The following is a 19,483-nucleotide window of genomic DNA, read 5'->3' as shown; positions in this document are numbered from 1 at the left end:
GTGAGCTATTTACTAGGCTCAGCCATCCGATGCACATGCATCGCAATCATCCAGTCTTCCTTGGCCGGAACGACAAACACTGCTGTCATTGAGTCAGATGCACTAATCTTTCGAACAGCGTCTCCCTGGGCCTCGTTCAACACAGAATTAATAGAGACCCCCATCCCCTCCATCCCGGCCACAATCTCTGCTCGCGAGCGCGTATCATGCTCGCCAATCCCGCCCGCAAATACCACTGCATCAAGTCCGCCCATCAAAGCAATAAACCCGCCCAACGCCTTCTTCACGCTCCGAGTAAAGATCTCCACTGCCAACCGAGCCCGCGCATCGCCCTTTACAACCGCCTCCCGAACCTCCTTCATATCGTTCGACATGCCGGAAAGCGCCACCATCCCCGCATCGTGGTTCAGCATCTTCTCCAGTGCCGCTGCCTGATCCCCCTTCATCTGGCGGAGAAGATAGAGCACCAGCCCAGGATCGAGATCCCCCGGCCGCGTCCCCATCACCACCCCGCCCGTCGGAGTCAGCCCCATCGTCGTATCGATCGAACACCCATCCACAACCGCAGTAACGCTGCATCCACTCCCCAGGTGCGCAATCGCCATCCGCTTAGGAAACGAAATCTCCTTGTCGGCTCGCAGCTGCTGCACAATCGACTCACAGCTCAACCCATGAAAGCCATACCGCCGAACTCCCCGCTCGCGATACTCCAACGGAATCGGATAGGTAGTCGCCTCCTCAGGCATCGTCTGGTGAAACACCGTATCGAAGCACGCATAGTGCGCTACCTTCGGGAACTTCGCCATCATCTCTTTGATCACTTCAATCGCGGCCGGATCATGCAGCGGCGCAAACGGCACAGCCTCCTCAAGATCTCGCAACACCTCTTCGGTAATCTTCTGATGCCGATCCAGCTTTGCTCCTGGATGAACCACCCTATAGCCCACTGCCTCCACAGCGGGCAGGCCCTGTCCGCTCACCGCTTCCACCACTAACCCAATCGCCTCTACCGGGGTCTGCGCCTTCACCTCGTTGCGTCCACCACTCAGGTCACGACCACCGGCGTCGCAAAATTTGAAGCCGCTCTTTGCCGCGCCAATCCCAGCCACCTCCCCCTCAAACAGCGATCGAGCCTCATCATGCTCTGCTTCAAATAGGGAAAACTTGATAGAAGAAGATCCACTATTAATCACAAGTACGCGCATGACACCCCTATCTCAAAACATCTGTCGCCTACGTTACACCTCGCTCCTTGTCTAAAGAGAAAGACCCATAAATCCCCAGGAAACCCCTCGAAAAGCTCCTCGTTCTTGAAATAACCACGGAGTGTCCTGCATTTGTCTCGCAGTTGTAAAAAGATTGCCGCATCAACCCAGCCACCAGCTCACAACGTCCTGCACGACCTAAACTCACATCAGGACGACGGCCCAGCAGAGTCCAAAGACATCGCCCTCCGCTGTATCGAGATACGCAGCAGCTTATGGAATCGACAGTCAATAAATCCCGTGGCGGCTTTTTCTTCTTGCCCATTCTGACTGGCTTCATCTTCGCCTTCCGAATCTCTTTGACCTTCCTTTGGTTTCAAGACGAGCCCCTTCACGGAACCGTCGCCTTCGTTGCACTCAGCCTTTCTCTTCTTACCCTTGCGGCAATGTCCTCTATCGGCAGCGTATCCAGCGTATCCTCCTCCTCACTCTTTACACCCCCCGTTCGCTGGTCCATCGCGATCCTCGCCCTCAGTCTCATCAGTCTCCTCTGGTCAGAGGCGCCACTCGACGCATCGGTTGGCTACTGGTTCTCCTGGACCGCTGATGTCGCCGCCGTATGGCTTTTGTTGCGTGAAAGGAATGCTGAAGTTCAGGCCACGGCAATCATGAAAGGCTTCGTCTGCGGAGCGGTTCTCGTGGCAATCATCGCCTGGATCATCCCGGCAATGGACGATCTACGCCTCGGCAATGAAGACTTCCTGCATCCAAACGCGCTCGGCTTCCTCTTCAGCATAGCGACGCTTCTCGCGATACATCTTGCTCACCAAACCACGTTTTGGCGATGGCCTGCCTTCTTCCTCGCCACAACCCTCTTGCGCACCATCAGCAAGAGCTCCATCTTCGGGTTCCTTGTCGCCTTCGGGTTCTATCTCCTTTGGGACTCCACCTTGACCCGCAAAATCAAAACCAGAATCGGCATCGCCGCCGGTATCATTCTGGCCTTTCTCTCTGGCCTTCTACAGGCGTACTTCACCAGCTACACCGCAGGAACCGATCCCGAAACCCTCACTGGACGAACCTTCATCTGGGCCGTCTCTTTCGAGTACGCGATCAAGAAACCTCTCCTCGGATATGGCTTCTACTCCTATCGTTTCATCATCCCTCCTCTAGGAAAGTTCGAAGCCCAGCAAGCCCACAATGAGCTCCTTCAACAGTTCTTCTCCTTTGGGATCGTTGGAGTCATCCTCATCATCGGTCTCTATTGGTCTCTCTTCCGGCAGATTCGTCGCGCTCCTTCCTCCTCCCTCAAAACGTTGACGGGCACCCTCCTACTCTTCGCTCTCGTCCATGGCTTGACCGACACCCAGATCATCGACCTCTCCTATCCTCTCTGGCTTTTGACGATGCTCTCCATTCTGCTCTCGGTCCGCACTCACTCCTCACAGCCGGCAGAGGCGCTACATCTGGAGACTTCGACCACATGACTCAGTTGCTAAAGCACTCCATCCGATCCGCAGTAGAAGCTACCGGCCACCAGATCCGCAGGACCAGCGTCTACAGCTCCCAGGAACTCCGCTACCGTCGACTCTTCTCCCTGCTCAATCTCGACATCATTCTCGATGTAGGCGCGAACGCAGGTCAGTTCGCAAAACTCTGTCGCGCTCTCGGCCACCATGGCCCCATTCTCTCCTTCGAACCCAGCAACACCGCCTATCAGAAACTCCTTCACGCCTCCGCGTCCGATTCCCTATGGACCGTAGCCGGAATCGCCCTCGGAGCGGAATCTGGCGAAGCGCAGATCAATATCTCCGCGGACTCCTTCTGCAGCTCCATCCTCCCCATGCTTGACTCCCATCTCGCCGCAGCCCCTCACTCCGGATACCTTCACAAGGAAAAAGTCTCTATCCGCCGCCTCGACGACGTCCTCCCTCCTGCTGCCTTCAAGAGCCGCGCCTTCCTGAAACTCGACGTCCAGGGCTTCGAGCTCCAGGTACTCAGCGGAGCCCCGAAGCTCCTCTCGAAGGCCCTCGCCGTTCAGTTGGAGATGTCCCTCATACCCCTCTATCAAGGTGAAACCCTCATGCCGGAGATGTCCGCCATCATGTCTAGCCACGGCTTTCAGCTGTGGGACCTTGAGCCCTCCTTCCGCGACTCCGCTACGGGAAGGCTTCTCCAGGTAGACGGCATCTTCGTCCGTACCGACAACCTCTAACCGGCAGCCGTCCCAAATCGCACCCTCCCCCAAAAGTCACACACCTTCTCCCGCGCAAAATCCTCCGCCGCCATCTAAACTCTTTCCATGTGTGGAATCGTTGGATACATTGGCCCCCAGTCCGTCGTCCCCGTCATCATTGAAGGCCTCCGCCGTCTTGAGTACCGCGGTTATGACTCCGCCGGCATAGCCGTAGCGGGAGGTCCCAGCGGCCTCGAGCTGCGCCGCGCTCCCGGCAAGCTCCGCAACCTCGAAACCGTCATCCACGACTCCCCCATCGACGGCACCTTCGGCATCGGACACACCCGGTGGGCCACGCACGGCCGCCCCACCGAAGAGAACGCCCATCCCCATCGCGACGGCACCGGCACCCTCGTCGTCGTCCACAACGGCATCGTCGAAAACTACCTCTCCCTCAAGAGCGCCCTCGTCGCTAAGGGCCACAAGTTCGTCTCCGAGACCGACACCGAGATCATCGCCCACCTCATCGAAGACGAGTTCAACCTCGCCGCCAAAACAGCGACCAACGGGAGCGGCAAGCACAGCCACGCCGAAGGCTCAGCGCCCGTGCGGCAAGCACCCACGGAGGCCAACGAGTCTGAAGCCGTCCTCACCCTCCCCAATAAGCCCACCATCCCACTCGAAGAGGCCGTCCGCCGCGCCGTCAAGCGCATCACCGGAGCCTTTGCCATCGGTGTCCTCTCCGCGCACGAGCCCAACAAGCTCGTCGCCGCCCGCATGGGCCCGCCCGCCGTCATCGGCATCGGCGACGGCGAGTTCTTCCTCGCCTCCGACGTCCCCGGCATCCTCCACCACACCCGCAACATCCACTTCCTCGCCGACGGCGAAGTCGCCATCCTCACCAAAGAGGGCGTCACCCTCACCGACTTCAACGCCCAGCCGCTTCCGTTGAAAGTCCAGCGCATCACCTGGGACCCCATCCAGGCCGAAAAGGCCGGCTACAAGCACTTCATGCTCAAGGAAATAAACGAGCAGCCCCGCGCCATCCGCGACACCACCCTCGGCCGCGTCTCCCTAGAAACAGGAAAAGTCTTCCTCGAAGCCATGCAGATCTCCGACGACGACCTCCGCAACGCCAGCCAGATCACCATCGCCGCCTGCGGAACCTCCTGGCACGCTGGCCTCGCCGGCAAGTTCATGATCGAGCGCCTCGCCCGCCTCCCCGTCGAAGTCGACTACGCCTCCGAGTACCGCTACCGCGACCCCATCGCCGACCCTCGCGCCATCGGCCTCCTCATCACCCAGTCCGGCGAAACCGCCGACACCCTCGCCGCCCAGGCCGAGCTCGCCGCCAAAGGCTCCAAAACCCTCGCCATCTGCAACGTCGTCGGCGCCGCCATCACCCGCAAAGCCCAGGGCACCCTCACCACCAACGCCGGCCCCGAGATCGGCGTCGCCTCCACCAAGGCCTTCACCGCCCAGCTCACCGCCCTCTTCGTCCTCGCCCTCCACCTCGCCCAGGTCCGCGGCACCATCTCCGACGCCGAATCCCTCCACCTCGTCACCGAGCTCTCCAAGCTCCCCGGCAAGCTCGCCTCCATGCTCAACATCACCTCCCCCGACTCCCCCGGCGCCTCCGAAGGCGTCGCCGCCCCCACAGCTCCCACCCGAAATCCCGGGCATAACAAAAATTCGTCATTTCGACCGGAGGCGCAAAGCGCCGGAGTGGAGAAACCCGCTTCTCTACCCACTCACCCCACCGAACTGAACTCAAGCTGGGCAGGCTACGACCGCCGCGCCACCACCCGCCGGCCCCTCTCAGCCCAGTGCGAAGAGCTCGCCCGCCTCTTCCACACCTCCGACGACTTCCTCTTCCTCGGCCGCGGCATCCACTACCCCATCGCCCTCGAAGGCGCACTCAAGCTCAAGGAGATCTCCTACATCCATGCCGAAGGCTACCCCGCCGGCGAGATGAAGCACGGCCCCAACGCCCTCATCGACGAATCCCTCCCCGTCGTCTGCATCGCCACCAAGGACCCCAACGATCCCTCCAGCGTCCTCAAGTACGAAAAAACCCTCAGCAACATTCAAGAGGTCACCGCCCGCTCTGGCCGCGTCATCGCCATCGCCATCGAAGGCGACACCGAGATCAGCCAGCTCGTCGAGCAGACCATCTACATCCCCCAGGCCCCCGAACTACTCCTACCCATCCTCGAAGTAGTCCCCCTCCAACTCCTCGCCTACCACATCGCCGTCCGCCGAGGCTGCGACGTAGACCAACCCAGAAACTTAGCCAAGTCAGTTACTGTCGAATGATCAAAACATCCCGCTCGTTTTACTCGGGGTTGTGAGTACTTCTAGCTTGTGCTGAGAATCAGACTGCTCTTGGAATTGCTATTTTTTTTGACTAAGTCCACATTTTTTTGAGGTCAAGCTTTGGGTAAGTGCCTACTGAAGCTAGTAACTCCGCTAAGCGACCTGGTCATTTAGGAGTTTCTGTTAGCTTATGCAGGGCTTCATTACATGCGTTATCAGCCGCTGAATTAGTGAACGAGCGAAAATCGGCGATGGCTAAACGGCCAGACTTGGAAAGACTACTTACTGGAATATCGGATGATTTAGCTGTCACTGATGTTCCGCTGTGCGTGTGTACTTCATAACCTACAGATAAGAACCCATCGTTAGAAAAAAGTACTGAGATCGACTTGATTACATTTTCTGTTGCAATCGCTCCAGCACTTGTATCGAGCGATTTTGGTTTTTCGAGATGTGTCAGCAACTCGGCATAAAGGTCCTGAGCTTGTTGTTGTTGATTTGCAGGTAGCTTAACCCACCGTTCTATGTCCAGCGTTGGATTCAAAGGTTTGGGCAAGTAGGTAAAGTTAATACCCTCATTAGGCCCTGTCGGAGTCGCAACCCATCCGTATGCTAGAGTTCCCTCTGGCGGACAAGCTATTGGTAAGTCCGGCTTGGTACCAGTGGCTGTGGTGGGTGCAGGAGTAGGCTGCGTTGTCGGTTGAACATTTTGGGCAGGAGTATTTGGCAATGACGCTTTTGACTGAGTTCGCGCTGAGGTCTTTGGGTTTACAGCTCCCGGGAAAGATGAAGCCAACTTGTCAACAGCCTCTTGACGTTTCGCCTTATTGGGCTCATTGGCGATTATCTTCAGTTGATCTAATACTGACGTTTGGAAAGCTTCTCTCTCCCGGTCTGCTTGATATGCCAGCACTTGCGTAAAAGCAAACACGAGGATGCCGACAATAGCCAGAATCCAAATCCCAAGTTTCCATCTGCGTCTGGATCTGTCGTTTCCGGGCAATGCTAACGTAGCCAAATGCCCTCCGATTCCAGCGAGAAGCAAGGGAATTACAGCAACGGCAAATGTCGTGAGAACGTAAGTCCACTTCAGCGGTCCCTCAGTAACTTGCAAGACCTCAAATAACATCAACCAACTCAACATAGTGGAGAGAATGTATCACGGAATTTATCTGGATTGTTGGGCGGGTGCCCCATATCTCGATTCTGAGATGTGGGCATTCGTGCGAAAGCACGAACCGCTTTTCTTTCATCATGAGGTATAACGTAGGACACAATGCAGCGAAGCCTCTCAGAGTATCTGGCAGAAGTACGCAGGGCAATTCCGACGAAGGATCGCCCAGCTTCAACGGATGCCACACAAACGGCCCCAGTCACAACCGATCTCTCCGAGTATCGCGCTCTCAACCCCGAAGAGCACTCGTTCCTGACTTGGCTTCTTGGGCACGGTGCTACTGGCTCAAACGCATTTCTTCCTCAACTAGAGGGGATCCTCGCTAAACAATGGTGTCCCTGCGGATGCCCAAGCATCTCACTGCATGTCGAGGGAGACGACAAGATCGTAACGTCGCCGCACGACCACATGTTGGTCGATCTAATCGGAAAGGTCGAAGGCCATCTAGTCTCAGTGACTCTCAGGCAAAGGCAAGGCAGATTAGTGGGCTTAGAACTCTCCGACCTTGAGGGAGTTCTTGGTGAGTTCGGATTACCAGACGTCAACACCCTCTATTTGTTCGATTCACCCCCTCCAGACCCGTCCTAAGCCTCGGCGGTGGGTGGCCCATACATAAAACCAACCAAACCTCGGGTGCCCCATTCATGCAGTCTCACCGCATGAGTGGGCATTCGTGCGAAAGCACGAACCGCCTCCGCTTCCCAAAACATAACCAGGCTACTTAAGAGAACTTGACTCCAGATTCTCTGGCCATTCACCTAAAGAGCAAATCCGTTCGTCTTTTGCCGCAAGTTAATGCAGCAGCGAGTTCAAAATCAAGAAATACTCTCAATAATCTCCGGTTTTTAGCATAAGCCATTTGGCTGTTGGATTGCATAGACGTAACTTTGATCCGTCCCACTTCTTATTCCAGAACTGTGTCGCGGCTACCCAAATTTCGGAGAACTAGATGATTACTACCAAAAGATCGCTGCAAGCTCTTTTTTGCCTTGGCTTCACCTTACTTGTAGCTAACTCCTGTAAGGCAGACATCATCTCCGTGACTAGCCCAGGACATGATTCCTACGTGGCAGGACCAGTAACAAACGGTCTTGTAAATTTCACAAATTGGAACCCGGGTGGCTGCGGCGGAGTAAGCCCTTGCATCGTTGGCGCTTCGATCGTTCCGATCACGATATTCGAGGACGCCAGCTCATCCAACGTTACGTTCACCTACGGCCCCGACTTCGATTTCGACTACTCATCAACTGGCCCGGGCGATCGTCTGATCCTCAGATACATGCTTCAACCCCAAGGCTTAGTCTTAAATCTGGGAATTACGGGCGCATCGCTGTATCTCGCCGGGGCACCGCAAGGCATTCCGGATATTGGGATACCGCCGTCTTCGGGACTTTCCTCGTGCCCTGCAGATAATCCAAACACTGGAAACTACTGTTACTCGTTCGATCAAGATCTGACAGGAAGTAGCGGCAGCAACTACGCTAATGTCTCGTTGCCTTACAACACCGCCGGCCTAGACGAGGTCGACATCTATCTTGCAGTTCAGGACCTAAACCCGAATGGCGGCACTTTTACAATAACTCAGGATGCAGTAAACATCGCTCCAGAGCCATCGAGTTTCGTCCTGCTAGGCACTGGGTTAGTTGGAGTGGCAGGCATGTTGCGACGCCGTGTGAAATATATCCGAACCTGCAATCAATAACTCTTCTCCCAACCACGAGTGGGCGGGTGCCCCATCCTTCGCGCACTTGCGAAGGGTGGGATGTAAACTGTCCCCGCAACCATCCATGGAGAAGTATGGCCAGAGACATCATCCAAACCCCCAACGCCCCATCTCCCCCGCCGACCTACAGCCAGGCGGTACGGGCAGCGGGTCTGGTCTTCGTCTCAGGCACCGGGCCGCACCATCCACACACCGGCAAGATCGTCGGCGAGACCATTCAGGAGCAAACCAGACAGTGCCTGGAGAACATCTCTGCCATCCTCAAAGCCGCAGGCACCTCCCTCGACCGCATCGTCAGTGCCACCGTCATCCTCCTCGAAGAGACAGACTTCGCCGGAATGAACGAAGAGTGGATCAAATGGTTTCCGGAAAACCCGCCCGCGCGCCAAGGCGCAAAACTACCGGTCCGCATCCCCGGCATGAAGATCTCCATCGCAGCCATCGCCGAAGCCTGAGCAGTCAGGAGCCCCATATCTCGATTCTGAGCTGTGAGCATTTCGTGCGAAAAGCACAAACCGCATCTAACCTAACCATCTGGGCGGGTGGCCCACCCTTCCACTTCCAAACCAGACACAAAACCTCGGGCGCCCCATCGCACCGATTTCCCAGACCCCACTTATTCCCAAAACAGGAACCCTCAAAAATAAATCCCAAAAACCTGGCGCATTTTTTCACCCCGAAAAACTGACTGCCAAAACACCACGTTCACCACGCATTCCACCACGTTCTCACCATCAAAAAACCACCACAAAAAACACCTTTTTTCGCAAAACTCCCTGAAAAACACCACAACTCCCCGTACAAAAAAACCTCCGATAGCTTTCGCAAAACGACCCGCATCTAACCCACCATCTGCACTCCCAAAGTTACAAACGGAATAGCACTCCCCTGGCGATTCCGCATCACCTCTGCCCATAAGCAGTGAATACGTAGTCTTTTGTCTTCACCGCCGTATGGCAAGCGAACCCGCACTTGGCGTCGCTCCCTTGCGGCGGCTTATCACCTAAGTTGCCGAGCCTGAACTTACCCGCCGCGGCGTCGAACTCGAAGACGCCGTAACCCCATCCTCCGCTGTCGGCGAACCTCTTACTGTCCTTCACCATGAAGTCAACGTCATGCTGGACTCCTGGCACTGTCGGCGCACCGGGCTCACCGGCATCCACCTTCGCGACCCAATGGACCTTCGCCATCTTGGCACCATCCGGAAACGGCTTGCCGTTCCCGGGAATGCCCGCCTTATAGGCGTTGATCATCTCAGCATTCCCGAGGATCGCAGCGACCGCACCTCCGTTATGGCTGATGGCGATCACCGGCCAGCCTTCGTATCCTCTGAACTCAGCGAACGCGAGGCCATTCGGTACTTTGAGGGTGTACTTGTCCTGAGCGGAAGCAGCAGCTGGTGCCTGCGACGGGACAGTTGCTGAGGCGGAGGCAGCCCCGACGCGAGGAAGGCTATGGATGTAACGTGCAAGCTTCCAGGTGTCGTTTTCTGAGATGCTCGACTTCCAGGCAGGCATGCCCGTAAGGCGAACTCCGTTCTGTACGATCCAAAACAGCTCTGCGTCGCTCCAATGCTGCACGTGGGCTGAGGTCAGGTCCATGGCAGGCGGTGTCATGTTGCGCCCGAGGTCACTGTCTCCGCGCGCATCCGCTCCGTGGCATTGGGCGCAAGACCCAAGAAATATCTCCTGGCCCTGGCTCACGACCTCACTAGTCTCAGGCAGCGGGTTCTTCATCTTTCCCGCCTCCAATGGAATCGCAACGTCTTTCGCAGCATCGGCCAGACTGGTCTCTCCCTGAGAAGGAGGTTTGCCCGCTGTGCAACCCTGAAGCATAGCGCCGAGCATCACTCCAAGCACCAGCTTGCGTTTTAGCGCCACGCTGCGATCACCTCCGCCCCACCCGCCAATCCACGACCGACCCACAGATTCCCCTATCAGTTCAGGCATGATGCGTTCTCCTTCACAAAGAAAGTTTCAGGCCCGGTCTAACGTGCGTCTGGAACGATTGCAATTAAGCCAGAGGGGAGGGAGGAAAACAATCGGACAATGGTATCGACGATACTTTCGTATCAAGCGTGCGGGAGGATGTCAAGGGCACAGCAAAGGGAACTACGAGTAGGCGCATGGCCACCTCTGGCCCTTGGTGCCCGTATCTCGATCTTGAGATGTGGGCATTCGTGCGAGGCGCGAACCCCACCCCACCGTGCTAAACTCCTCCCCGGGCCAGATAGCAATCCGCTGAGGAGTACCCAGAGGAACCATCCGCCGCCCACCTCCGCACCACATCCCTCCTCCAACTTCTATTCCAGCGAAAAGAAGCAACAACTAAAACTCGATCCGTCTGTTCATAAAGGCAACGCTAGTCTCACAGGAGCAAACATCATGTGCACGAAACCTTCCATTCGGCATCTGTTACTAGCCCTTCTCTTGATGGTCGTCTCCTCTTCCGCACTCGCGCAGGTCGACATCTCCGTCTCCTTTGGGCCACCAGCGCTCCCCGTCTACGAGCAGCCACTCTGCCCCGGCGATGGATATATTTGGACCCCCGGCTACTGGGCCTGGGACAACGACAACGGCGACTACTACTGGGTACCCGGCACCTGGGTCGAGGCCCCCGAGGTCGGCTATCTCTGGACCCCCGGCTACTGGGGATGGGGCGACGGAGCATACCTCTTTCATACCGGGTACTGGGGTCCCCACGTTGGCTTCTACGGAGGCATCAGCTACGGCTTCGGCTACTTCGGCGACGGCTATGAGGGCGGCCGATGGGATGGCGGACACTTCTTCTACAACCGCACCGTCAATAACGTGAACATCGTAAACATTCACAACACCTACAACACCACCATCGTTCACAACACCACCATCATCAACCGCGTCAGCTACAACGGCGGCAATGGCGGCATCGAGGCACGTGCTACCTCACAACAGGAAGCGATAGCGCAGGAGCGGCACATCCCACCCGTGCAGGCTCAGGTGCAGCACGTCCAGACCGCGCGCTCCAATCCGCAGCTTCGCGCCTCGGTCAATCAGGGCAAGCCGCCCATCGCCGCGACCGCCAGGCCCACGCAGTTCAGCGGACAGGGAGTCGTCGCAGCTCACGAAGCCGGCGCCCCCTATCACCCGCCAGCCAACCGTCCTAACGCAGAAGCTCGGCCCGCAACCCCCGACTCTCGTTCCGTGAATCCAGCGCACGCGAGCGAGCTACAACCCCACCAGGCACCTGCACCACCCAATACAGGCAATGCCAAACTCGATCAAAAGTATCAGCAACAGCAGGCTAAGCTGATCGCAAAGCAGAACCAGGAACACCAGCAGCTTCAGCAAAAGCAGGAAGCACAACATCAACAGCTCGCACAAAAGAACGCGAGCGATGCGAGAAAACAGCAGGTCGAACAGCAACACCAGCAGCAGACTCAGCAGATGGAACAACGCCATACCCAGCAGCAACAGCAACTACAACAACGGCAGCCGCAACCCCATGCGGAAGCACGTCCAAGATAGCTCGGGCAGCCTTCCACTTCCCATCGATACAAAATCGCGTGCGAAAGCACGAACCTCTCTCTACCTGCGGGTGGCCCCATCTAGCTACTGGGTGCCCCATATCTCGATTTTGAGATGTGGGCATTCGCGCGAAGGCGCGAACCATCTTCCCTCTTCCGTAAAAACCCTCCGTGCGCCTCCGCCAATGTGGATCGACCTCACAACCCTCGTAAGAGCGTGACAGTCGAACAGGTGTACCCATTCCTCTCCTGATCCCAATGCTCCACTATCTTGCCATCGTGGACGCGCAGGAGTTGAAAGTAGGTCCACGGGTACATCTTCGCCTTGTCGTCTAGATCGGGGGACGTAACCGTCCAGCCTCTTCGGCTAACGTCCTCAACTTCCGCCCCGCCGTCCCTCATCTCCCGAAACAAGAAGGCGTCAAAAATAAATAGTCAAAACGTGGCACATTTTTAGCTCCAAAATAAGCGCTGCCTAAACACCACGTCAGCCACGCATTCCACCACGTTCCCACCAGCAAAAAACCATGTCGAAACACGCACTTTTCGCAAAATCCCCAGCAAAAACACCACCTTCACCATCAAATAAATAATCCCCTAAACGTCGTATCGCTAAACCACCCGCGAGAGGTAAAGCTAGTCCTATGAGCCTTACCAAAGGGACCCTCCTCGCACTAACCCTCTCCCTCCCGTCACTAAGTCATGCCCAGGAATGCTTTAGCAACCTACCCCAATCCCTCCGCTCCACCGTAGAACAAGACAACTGGAACATCCTCCAACCAAACGACTTACCAGCCGCCGACCTTCAATCCTGGAAGGTAAAGCACCCCGGCGAGTGCCCCGGAATCACCTCCGGCGACTTCTACCCCAAAGGCAAACCCTCCTATTTAGTGGCACTTATCCAACGAAACGGCACAGATCAAAACCTCACCGAAAAGCTAACCCTCGTCTACCTCAGAAAAGACGCGCCGGCCAGCGAAATAGTCGTTCCACCCACGCAAATCACCTCTCCAATGGTCGTCTGGAAGATTCATCCCGGCCACTACATGGGCATCGACGGTACCAAAGCTTCCATCTCCCGCGAGTCCTTTATTTATGAGAAGCTTGCGGGCCCAGCCAGTCAGTTCTACTACGACGGCACCCACCTCAAATCCTTCATAATTTCAAGATAAGAGCATCCTCTTTCAGGCCGCCGTGCATAGTGATAGGCTTTTGATCATGAATGGCCCTACCCTCCAGGAGCGACTGGACCACTTGACCATGGGACTTGCCGAAGCCGAGAAGAGATACGCTGCGGGAGAGCCCTATCCCGATCCTATTGAAGGCGCGTGGCCCAGCAGGATCTCTAAACTCAAGCAGCACATCGCCGAACTCCGCGAGATCATCGCTAACGAGTAATTCGTTTTCTGTGACGCTGAAACTTGCGTCATACTTTTTTTTGCGAAGGCGTTTGTGGTTTTTTGCAGGGGATTTTGCGAAAAACGAGTGTTTGGACGTGGTTTTTTGCTGGTGTGAACGTGGTGGAATGCGTGGTAAAGATGGTGCGTTGACAACGCATTTTTGAGGTGTGAAAGATACGCCACCGTTTCTGGATTTATTTTACGGCGCGTGTCATTCGGTCTTCGTTGCCTGTAACAGCAGTTCGACCGATGGCACGACCATGTCCAGAAGAACGGCTTGCGGAGCCTCCGCAGATTTCAAGAAGGTGAGTTGTTCCTGCCGGACGGAGGCGCTTACTGGTTTGTGAGTCTGAAGAGAGTCCAGGCTCGACAGGCCAATGGTTGCAGTCAGGGAGAGGGAGTGTGAGACCGGCTCCAGCTCTGAGGTGATTGAAGACAGTGGCAAGACCTGTTGCAGCGTTGCATCATTGTCACGCCAGAGGATGAGCCACTCGCGAGCCTGTTGCCACTGCTCCGAGGTAGCCTTTCCTTCTGCAATCGCCTGGGCCAGATGATGGAACTCTCGAGCGCGATCACTTTCGGCGGGCACTGCGTCGACCATCTTATTGAGTGGAGTGAAGCTGTCGTAGCTGGCCAACGACTCGCGCGCGTATTCCTTGGGCGGCTCGACGACACTTGCGAGAACCTTCAGTGGGGTGATCTCAGGAGTTTCGACCATGCGGCGCAGCATCTGTTCTCTCATCGCTTCATAGGTCTGACCGCTGTATTCGAGATCGTTCGAGACAATTGCCAGCCTTCGATACATCGAGTCGACATCAGCTACTTGCTTTGGAGACCATAGCCGCTCCGCGATAGCTGCGGTGCGTGGCCAGATGCGGCCACCGATACTTTCGGGCGTGACGTACTCCGACCACATGGTCGCCTCTCCGCCGAGGATATTGCTTTGCTGCTCAGGGGTCAGTTTTGCAGCAGCATCGGCGAGCGGGTCGACGGCGTAGTGCTGGGATGCGGGTTGATTGAGGTCAATGTAATAACCGGCGGAGAGGATGCCGCGGTTACCGCGCTGTGCTGCTTGCGCGAGTGAGTCCGCGCCTCTCCATGATTGAATGACAACGTCCTTCGGAGTGTCAGGCTGCAGCACTTCATCCCAGCCAACGGTGACCTTGCCGCGTTTCGTCACCAGTCGTTGAACGCGGCCTGTAAAGTAGGCTTGCAGGGCTGCGTCATCCTTGAGGCCGTGCTGGTGCATGTACTGCTGGATGCGTGGGTTCGCGTCCCACTCTTTTCCGTTACACTCGTCGCCGCCGATATGGAAGTAGGGATCGGGAAAGAGCGCCGTCATCTCTCCTAAAAGGCGATCAAGGAACTCGTAGGTGCTTTCGCGGGTCGGATCCATCGCAGGGTCGAATACACCCCACTTCCGTTCGATGGAGTATGGCCCTTTGCCGCTGGCGAGGTTAGGGTAGCCGACGAACCACGACGTGGCGTGGCCCGGCATGTCGAACTCCGGAATGACCCGGATGCCGCGGTCGCGTGCGTAGGCGATGATGTCCCGAACCTGGTCCTGCGTGTAGTAGTTTCCGTCTGATCCCTTCTGCTGCAGAAACGGGTAAAGCTTGCTTTCAACGCGAAAGCCCTGGTCTTCCGAGAGATGCCAGTGAAAGACATTCAACTTCACAGCCTCCATTCCATCGAGGGTTTGACGGATGACGCCGAGTGGCATGAAGTGACGGCCTACGTCGATCATGAGCCCCCGCCAGGGGAATCGAGGAGTGTCGTCGATGGTAGCCGAGACAACAGCAAAGCCCTGCGGCTTTGGCTTTACCAGTTGAAGAAAGGTCTGCAGGCCGTGCAGGGTGCCAAGCGGGGTTGGCGCAGTGAGGATTGCCTGAGAAGTTGAAATCTCAAGATGGTAGGACTCGTCTTCCCCGAGTTGCTGGACCGGCTTTGATGGGCCGCCGGTTTTTATGATGAGTGTTGGTCGCCCTGCTGGAGCGAGTCGAAACGGAATACCGGTCTTGCTGTTGAGGTTCGTGAGAAAGCGATCCCGCGCACGTTCGAGACGCGGCTCCGTGTAGCCCTCGATTGCAATCTGAAAACTACCGTCGAGGGTCAGGCTGCCTGTCCCGACGATTGCGTGGGCCGGGAGCGGCATGATGTCTAGCGGAGTCTGGGCCGGTAGAAGTACGTTTGCAAAGAGCAGAGCAAAGGTGAAGACAGCGGGCAATGTGCGGACAGACGGCATTCTGAATCGCCTCCAATAACGGGATTACTCTGATGTCGTTCGGCGGCTGCTTTCCAAGACACCGTACGGGTTAGAAGACGAACTTTCCTGCCAGTTGCAGAATACGCGCGTTGTGCGCTGCAGTCGCGGTCAGGAAGCCATCGGCGGAACAAGCAGAGGAGCCGTAGCAGTCGGCGGTGGAGTTGATCGTGCTCCATTGGGTGTGGTTGAAGACGTTGAATGCCTCGGTGCGGAACTCGAAGTGCATCCCTTCGCGTACGGCAAAGTTTTTGAAGACGCCCATATCGAAGTTCGTGCGAGAGGGAAGATTGAGCACGTTTCTTCCGGCGTTGCCGTAGGTAAGTCCCTGCGGCGCAGTGAAGGCATCGACACTGTAAAGCCTTGGCCCCTGCTGTCCGGCGGGATGCCTGATATCGACTTTACCGTGGATATTTCCAACGATATCTGGATATGACTGCACCGAATTGCCCTGCGAGGTTGCAAAAGAATTTCCGGTTCCGGCATTGTCGGCGTTGATCAAGTTGATCACGCTGAAGGGCGTGCCGGTTTGAAAGGTGGTCAGGTCAGAGATCTGCCATCCGCCGAGGAGCGAGTGCATAAGACCCGGCTTGATGAAGATGGGGAGATCGTATACGAGGCTGCCCTCGAAGATATGACGCTCATCGAAGACCGAACTCGCTTTGCTCTGTCTGAGATTGTAACTATTGACGACTTCAGTGGAGCCATAGCCGCCGCTTGAACCATCGTCGATCGAGTGACCGTAGGTGTAGGCCGCGCTACCATTCAGGCCGCCGAAGTAGCGGCTGAGCCCGATCTGCAATGCGTCGTAGTGTGAGGTGGCGACGTTGGTGGCGTTGTTGATTCCATCGAGACCGATGAATGGCCTGAATGGATCGGCGGAGTTGCCGCAGGCGACGCTAAGACGGTTTAGAACATCTCCCGTAACCGCCTGTCCATTCACAGTGCTCGTGCTACAGTCATTCGCTGATATCGACTGGCCCGGGCCGTATGGGTTCTGTGTCGAGGTAAGCGGTCTGAGTTGGTTGAGGTCGTACCAGGTCGGGAGATGCCTGCCGACGCTGCCAACGTATGCAACCTGCAAGACGGTGTGGCTTGGGAGCTCGCCCTGAACGGCAAGATTATATTGCTGCACATAAGGCCAGACTGCATGCGTTGGTATTGCGAATACCTGAAGTGGGAACTCCAATTGGGTACCACCTGCGTTGTCGTAGCCGGTGAAGTTGTACTTACTCGGGGTCTGCACGACGGGTGCTGAGCCTTCCAACGCTTCGGAGTTGCTCTCGTTTCCATTCGTGTGTTCGAAGTAGATGCCATAGCCGCCGCGGACTGAGAGTTTTCCATTACCGAAGACGTCATACGCGAAGCCGAGACGAGGGGCGGGATTGAAGAGATGGCCTGTCATGCAACCGGCGTAGACGCCGTTGAGACCACAGGAGACAACGCCGTTGAAGATATTTCCTGATCCTGGGACCAGGGCTCCTTGCTGTCCTGTGATGGATCCATCTACGTCGATGGTGGGCGCGGCAGAGGCCTGCCACGTGCCTGGTTCAAAGTTGCCGGACTGGTTGCTGATGTCGTGATAGGTGCCGAAGAGGCTGAGGCGAAGGCCCATGTTGAGAGTCAGCTTCTGCGTGATGCGCCAGTTGTCCTGAATGTAAGGCTCTACGATCTTGTACCGGTTGTAGTACTTGGGCTGGGCGGAGGTCTGTGAGAACTTTGCGACTTGTCCCGTGAGCAGATCTGCGAAGGCGTTGCCGGTTGTGACGGCCGAAGAGTTGCTGAAGTTGAAGGTTCCCTGGTTGTTGCCTGTTGAGGGTTCGTTCTTCTGCGCCGCAATCATGCTGGCACCGAAGATGAGAGTGTGCCGCTTCAGTGTCTTGGTGAGATCGTCACGATAGCTGTAGGTCGGGTTCGAGTTCTGCCAGGGGAAGTATCCGGTGCTGACGTTGAATCCGCCACCGTAGGCAGCATTTCCCGTGACGGCGATGGACGGCAGAACGTTGCCGTAGCCATTGTCGAAGAATCCGTTTCCACCGAAGCTGCTACGGTCGATGTTCTTCGTGGTGTTGGTGAGAGTGATGTGGTCGGTGGTGTAGTCGGCCACAAACTCGTTGACCAGCGATGGAGAAGCGGCGTAAGTGAGGCTGGCCACCATGTCGATGCCGGGACCGGCAAAGCTGTTTTGAACGGTGGGGAAAGAGCCGGATTGGAAGGTGGGAGGGGTGCTGACGGTCGACCACGAATCGTAGATGAAGCGATAGAAGCCGCGTAGTTTTTCGCTGACGACCTGATCGATGCGGAAGAGCTCCTCGCGGTTGGTCGTCAGTTGCGACGGAGAGGCTACGTAGAAGGATGAGGTTCCGGAGCCTGTATTCGCCGCGGGGATGAGGACGAGTAGAGCTTGACCGTTGGGATCGACTGGGACTTGATTGTTCGCGAAGTACGAAGCAGTGGCCTGATTGACTGGACAGTCAGGGAAGTCTGCCGTGTCTACAGCACTGCCGGCGGCGGGACAAAGATCAGAAAAATTTCCCGTCCGTTCGGCGTCGGAAGGGACCTGTTGGTTGAAGTAAGTGCCCGGTACGTTTTCGTGACGAAACTCCTGCGAGTAGAAGAAGAAGGTCTTGCGCACCGCGGGAGTGTAGAAGTTGGGGATGTAAACGGGGCCGCCGATGGTGAAGCCGTAGTCATGTTTTTTGTAGGTAGGGACGGACTGCGCGAAGTAGTTTCTTGCGTTGAAGGCATCGTTACGAAGAAACTCGAACACATCGCCATGAAGACGGTCGGTTCCGGACTTCGTCTGCGCCTGCACGGTGCCGGATGCGTTGCGTCCGTATTGCGCGCCGTAGTTAGAGGTGAGTACCTGAGTCTCGGCGATGGCGTCAACGTTGGGATAGACGTTGAGGGTGGTGTTGCTGCCGTTGTCCATGATGCTCGCGCCGTCGAGCTCCCAGTTGTTGTACTGCGGGCGACCGCCGTTCATGCTGTATTCGACGCTACCCGCGACACCCGTCTCGCCTTCGTCCTGTCCGGTTTGGTTGACGACACCGGGAGAGAGCGTGACGAGCTGGCTGAAGTTACGGCCGTTCAGAACCAGCTGCGTGATCTGCTTTCCGGTGATGGTGAATGAGACTTCAGGCGACTCTGTCTGTACGACGCCGAGGTCGCTGCCGCTTACCTGAACTTCGGTGGTGGTGCTGCCGACTGTGAGTTGTGCGTCCACTCTCTCCTTGCGGGAGACGCGCACGATAATGCCAGTTGCTGCGAACTTCTGGAACCCTGTCGCAGTGATTTCAAGGTTGTAGGTTCCTGCTTCGAGGCCGGGAAGAGAGTACTCCCCTGCAGTGTTGGTGATCGCGGTGAGGCTCGTTCCCTGCGCCGTGTTGGCGAGCGTTACCTTGGCATTTTGGATCGCTGCTCCGCTTGGATCTGTGACCGCGCCATTGATCGCGCTGGACTGTTGCGCTACGACGGTGGCTGGAATCAAAAGAACGAGAACAGCAACCAGATAGCAGACGATGTGGCGGGGTGAGAGGTCAGTAGACTGGCCAGCGACAGTGTTTGCGAAGGCGGAGGCCCACGGCTTCGGCAATGAGAGAGAACGAGGGAAACGCATCAGAGTATGCCTCCGTAACGACGCAGGAGATGACGAAGCTGGCAGTTCTAGAACACTGTTGCAACAGGCTACGCGGCCCAGATGAATGATTCTCGTTCTTCG

13 protein-coding genes are annotated in these 19,483 nt (G+C 56.6%); 8 read left to right on the top strand and 5 right to left on the bottom strand.

Annotated features, from left to right (window positions below):
• Window positions 1–5: 5 nt before the first annotated feature.
• A complete protein-coding gene (locus GSQ94_RS01895) occupies window positions 6–1,205 on the bottom strand; it encodes an acetate/propionate family kinase (RefSeq protein WP_158941603.1) in 1,200 nt (399 codons plus the stop codon).
• A 275-nt stretch (window positions 1,206–1,480) separates the two neighbouring features.
• On the opposite strand from GSQ94_RS01895, the gene GSQ94_RS01890 reads away from it, so the two are divergent.
• The 3 genes from GSQ94_RS01890 (at window position 1,481) to GSQ94_RS01880 (ending at window position 5,697) form a co-directional block, all read left to right on the top strand.
• Complete coding sequence (locus tag GSQ94_RS01890; RefSeq protein ID WP_158941602.1) at window positions 1,481–2,692, top strand: O-antigen ligase; 1,212 nt, start codon at window positions 1,481–1,483, stop codon at window positions 2,690–2,692.
• A complete protein-coding gene (locus GSQ94_RS01885; protein WP_158941601.1) occupies window positions 2,689–3,420 on the top strand; it encodes an FkbM family methyltransferase in 732 nt (243 codons plus the stop codon). The genes GSQ94_RS01890 and GSQ94_RS01885 overlap by 4 nt, the downstream gene beginning before the upstream one ends.
• Window positions 3,421–3,507: 87 nt before the next feature.
• Window positions 3,508–5,697, top strand: a complete 2,190-nt coding sequence (locus GSQ94_RS01880; protein WP_254063535.1) for an SIS domain-containing protein — start codon at window positions 3,508–3,510, stop codon at window positions 5,695–5,697.
• 166 nt (window positions 5,698–5,863) lie between these two features.
• On the opposite strand, the gene GSQ94_RS01870 is transcribed toward GSQ94_RS01880, so the two are convergent.
• Window positions 5,864–6,826, bottom strand: a complete 963-nt coding sequence (locus GSQ94_RS01870; protein ID WP_158941600.1) for a hypothetical protein — start codon at window positions 6,824–6,826, stop codon at window positions 5,864–5,866.
• A gap of 994 nt (window positions 6,827–7,820) precedes the next feature.
• Here GSQ94_RS01870 and GSQ94_RS01865 point away from each other — a divergent pair.
• Window positions 7,821–8,573, top strand: a complete 753-nt coding sequence (locus tag GSQ94_RS01865; protein WP_158941599.1) for a PEP-CTERM sorting domain-containing protein — start codon at window positions 7,821–7,823, stop codon at window positions 8,571–8,573.
• A gap of 95 nt (window positions 8,574–8,668) precedes the next feature.
• Window positions 8,669–9,049: a RidA family protein gene (locus tag GSQ94_RS01860; protein WP_158941598.1), complete on the top strand. Its 381-nt coding sequence runs from the start codon at window positions 8,669–8,671 to the stop codon at window positions 9,047–9,049.
• Between the two features lie 447 nt (window positions 9,050–9,496).
• On the opposite strand, the gene GSQ94_RS21030 is transcribed toward GSQ94_RS01860, so the two are convergent.
• On the bottom strand, window positions 9,497–10,543 hold the full coding sequence (locus GSQ94_RS21030; RefSeq protein ID WP_216842986.1) for a cytochrome P460 family protein: 1,047 nt from the start codon (window positions 10,541–10,543) through the stop codon (window positions 9,497–9,499).
• A 435-nt stretch (window positions 10,544–10,978) separates the two neighbouring features.
• Between GSQ94_RS21030 and GSQ94_RS01850 the strand changes: the two genes are divergently transcribed.
• The 3 genes from GSQ94_RS01850 to GSQ94_RS01840 all read left to right on the top strand — a co-directional run bounded on the left by GSQ94_RS01850 (window position 10,979) and on the right by GSQ94_RS01840 (window position 13,497).
• Entirely contained in the window at window positions 10,979–12,100 is a 1,122-nt protein-coding gene (locus GSQ94_RS01850) for a YXWGXW repeat-containing protein (RefSeq protein WP_158941597.1), read from the top strand.
• A gap of 643 nt (window positions 12,101–12,743) precedes the next feature.
• On the top strand, window positions 12,744–13,271 hold the full coding sequence (locus tag GSQ94_RS01845) for a hypothetical protein (RefSeq protein ID WP_158941596.1): 528 nt from the start codon (window positions 12,744–12,746) through the stop codon (window positions 13,269–13,271).
• A 46-nt stretch (window positions 13,272–13,317) separates the two neighbouring features.
• Window positions 13,318–13,497: a hypothetical protein gene (locus GSQ94_RS01840; RefSeq protein ID WP_158941595.1), complete on the top strand. Its 180-nt coding sequence runs from the start codon at window positions 13,318–13,320 to the stop codon at window positions 13,495–13,497.
• Window positions 13,498–13,710: 213 nt separating this feature from the next.
• On the opposite strand, the gene GSQ94_RS01835 is transcribed toward GSQ94_RS01840, so the two are convergent.
• Complete coding sequence (locus GSQ94_RS01835) at window positions 13,711–15,744, bottom strand: beta-N-acetylhexosaminidase (RefSeq protein ID WP_158941594.1); 2,034 nt, start codon at window positions 15,742–15,744, stop codon at window positions 13,711–13,713.
• A gap of 70 nt (window positions 15,745–15,814) precedes the next feature.
• Window positions 15,815–19,381 carry a carboxypeptidase regulatory-like domain-containing protein gene (locus GSQ94_RS01830; protein WP_158941593.1) on the bottom strand — a complete coding sequence of 1,189 codons (3,567 nt, stop codon included), beginning with the start codon at window positions 19,379–19,381 and terminating at the stop codon, window positions 15,815–15,817.
• Window positions 19,382–19,483: the final 102 nt, after the last annotated feature.

It is taken from the genome of Granulicella sp. S190, from assembly GCF_009766095.1.
Taxonomy (GTDB): Bacteria; Acidobacteriota; Terriglobia; order Terriglobales; family Acidobacteriaceae; genus Edaphobacter.
This window is presented reverse-complemented; position numbering and strand designations above follow the sequence as displayed.

Excerpts from the sequence above, each read along its gene's own strand:
- GSQ94_RS01845 (WP_158941596.1), top strand. The coding sequence starts at position 12,744 with ATGAGCCTTACCAAAGGGACCCTCCTCGCACTAACCCTCTCCCTCCCG.
- GSQ94_RS01865 (WP_158941599.1), top strand. The coding sequence starts at position 7,821 with ATGATTACTACCAAAAGATCGCTGCAAGCTCTTTTTTGCCTTGGCTTC.
- GSQ94_RS01870 (WP_158941600.1), bottom strand. The coding sequence starts at position 6,826 with ATGTTATTTGAGGTCTTGCAAGTTACTGAGGGACCGCTGAAGTGGACT.
- GSQ94_RS21030 (WP_216842986.1), bottom strand. The coding sequence starts at position 10,543 with ATGCCTGAACTGATAGGGGAATCTGTGGGTCGGTCGTGGATTGGCGGG.
- GSQ94_RS01830 (WP_158941593.1), bottom strand. The coding sequence starts at position 19,381 with ATGCGTTTCCCTCGTTCTCTCTCATTGCCGAAGCCGTGGGCCTCCGCC.
- GSQ94_RS01850 (WP_158941597.1), top strand. The coding sequence starts at position 10,979 with ATGTGCACGAAACCTTCCATTCGGCATCTGTTACTAGCCCTTCTCTTG.
- GSQ94_RS01835 (WP_158941594.1), bottom strand. The coding sequence starts at position 15,744 with ATGCCGTCTGTCCGCACATTGCCCGCTGTCTTCACCTTTGCTCTGCTC.
- GSQ94_RS01885 (WP_158941601.1), top strand. The coding sequence starts at position 2,689 with ATGACTCAGTTGCTAAAGCACTCCATCCGATCCGCAGTAGAAGCTACC.
- GSQ94_RS01895 (WP_158941603.1), bottom strand. The coding sequence starts at position 1,205 with ATGCGCGTACTTGTGATTAATAGTGGATCTTCTTCTATCAAGTTTTCC.
- GSQ94_RS01890 (WP_158941602.1), top strand. The coding sequence starts at position 1,481 with ATGGAATCGACAGTCAATAAATCCCGTGGCGGCTTTTTCTTCTTGCCC.
- GSQ94_RS01880 (WP_254063535.1), top strand. The coding sequence starts at position 3,508 with ATGTGTGGAATCGTTGGATACATTGGCCCCCAGTCCGTCGTCCCCGTC.
- GSQ94_RS01840 (WP_158941595.1), top strand. The coding sequence starts at position 13,318 with ATGAATGGCCCTACCCTCCAGGAGCGACTGGACCACTTGACCATGGGA.
- GSQ94_RS01860 (WP_158941598.1), top strand. The coding sequence starts at position 8,669 with ATGGCCAGAGACATCATCCAAACCCCCAACGCCCCATCTCCCCCGCCG.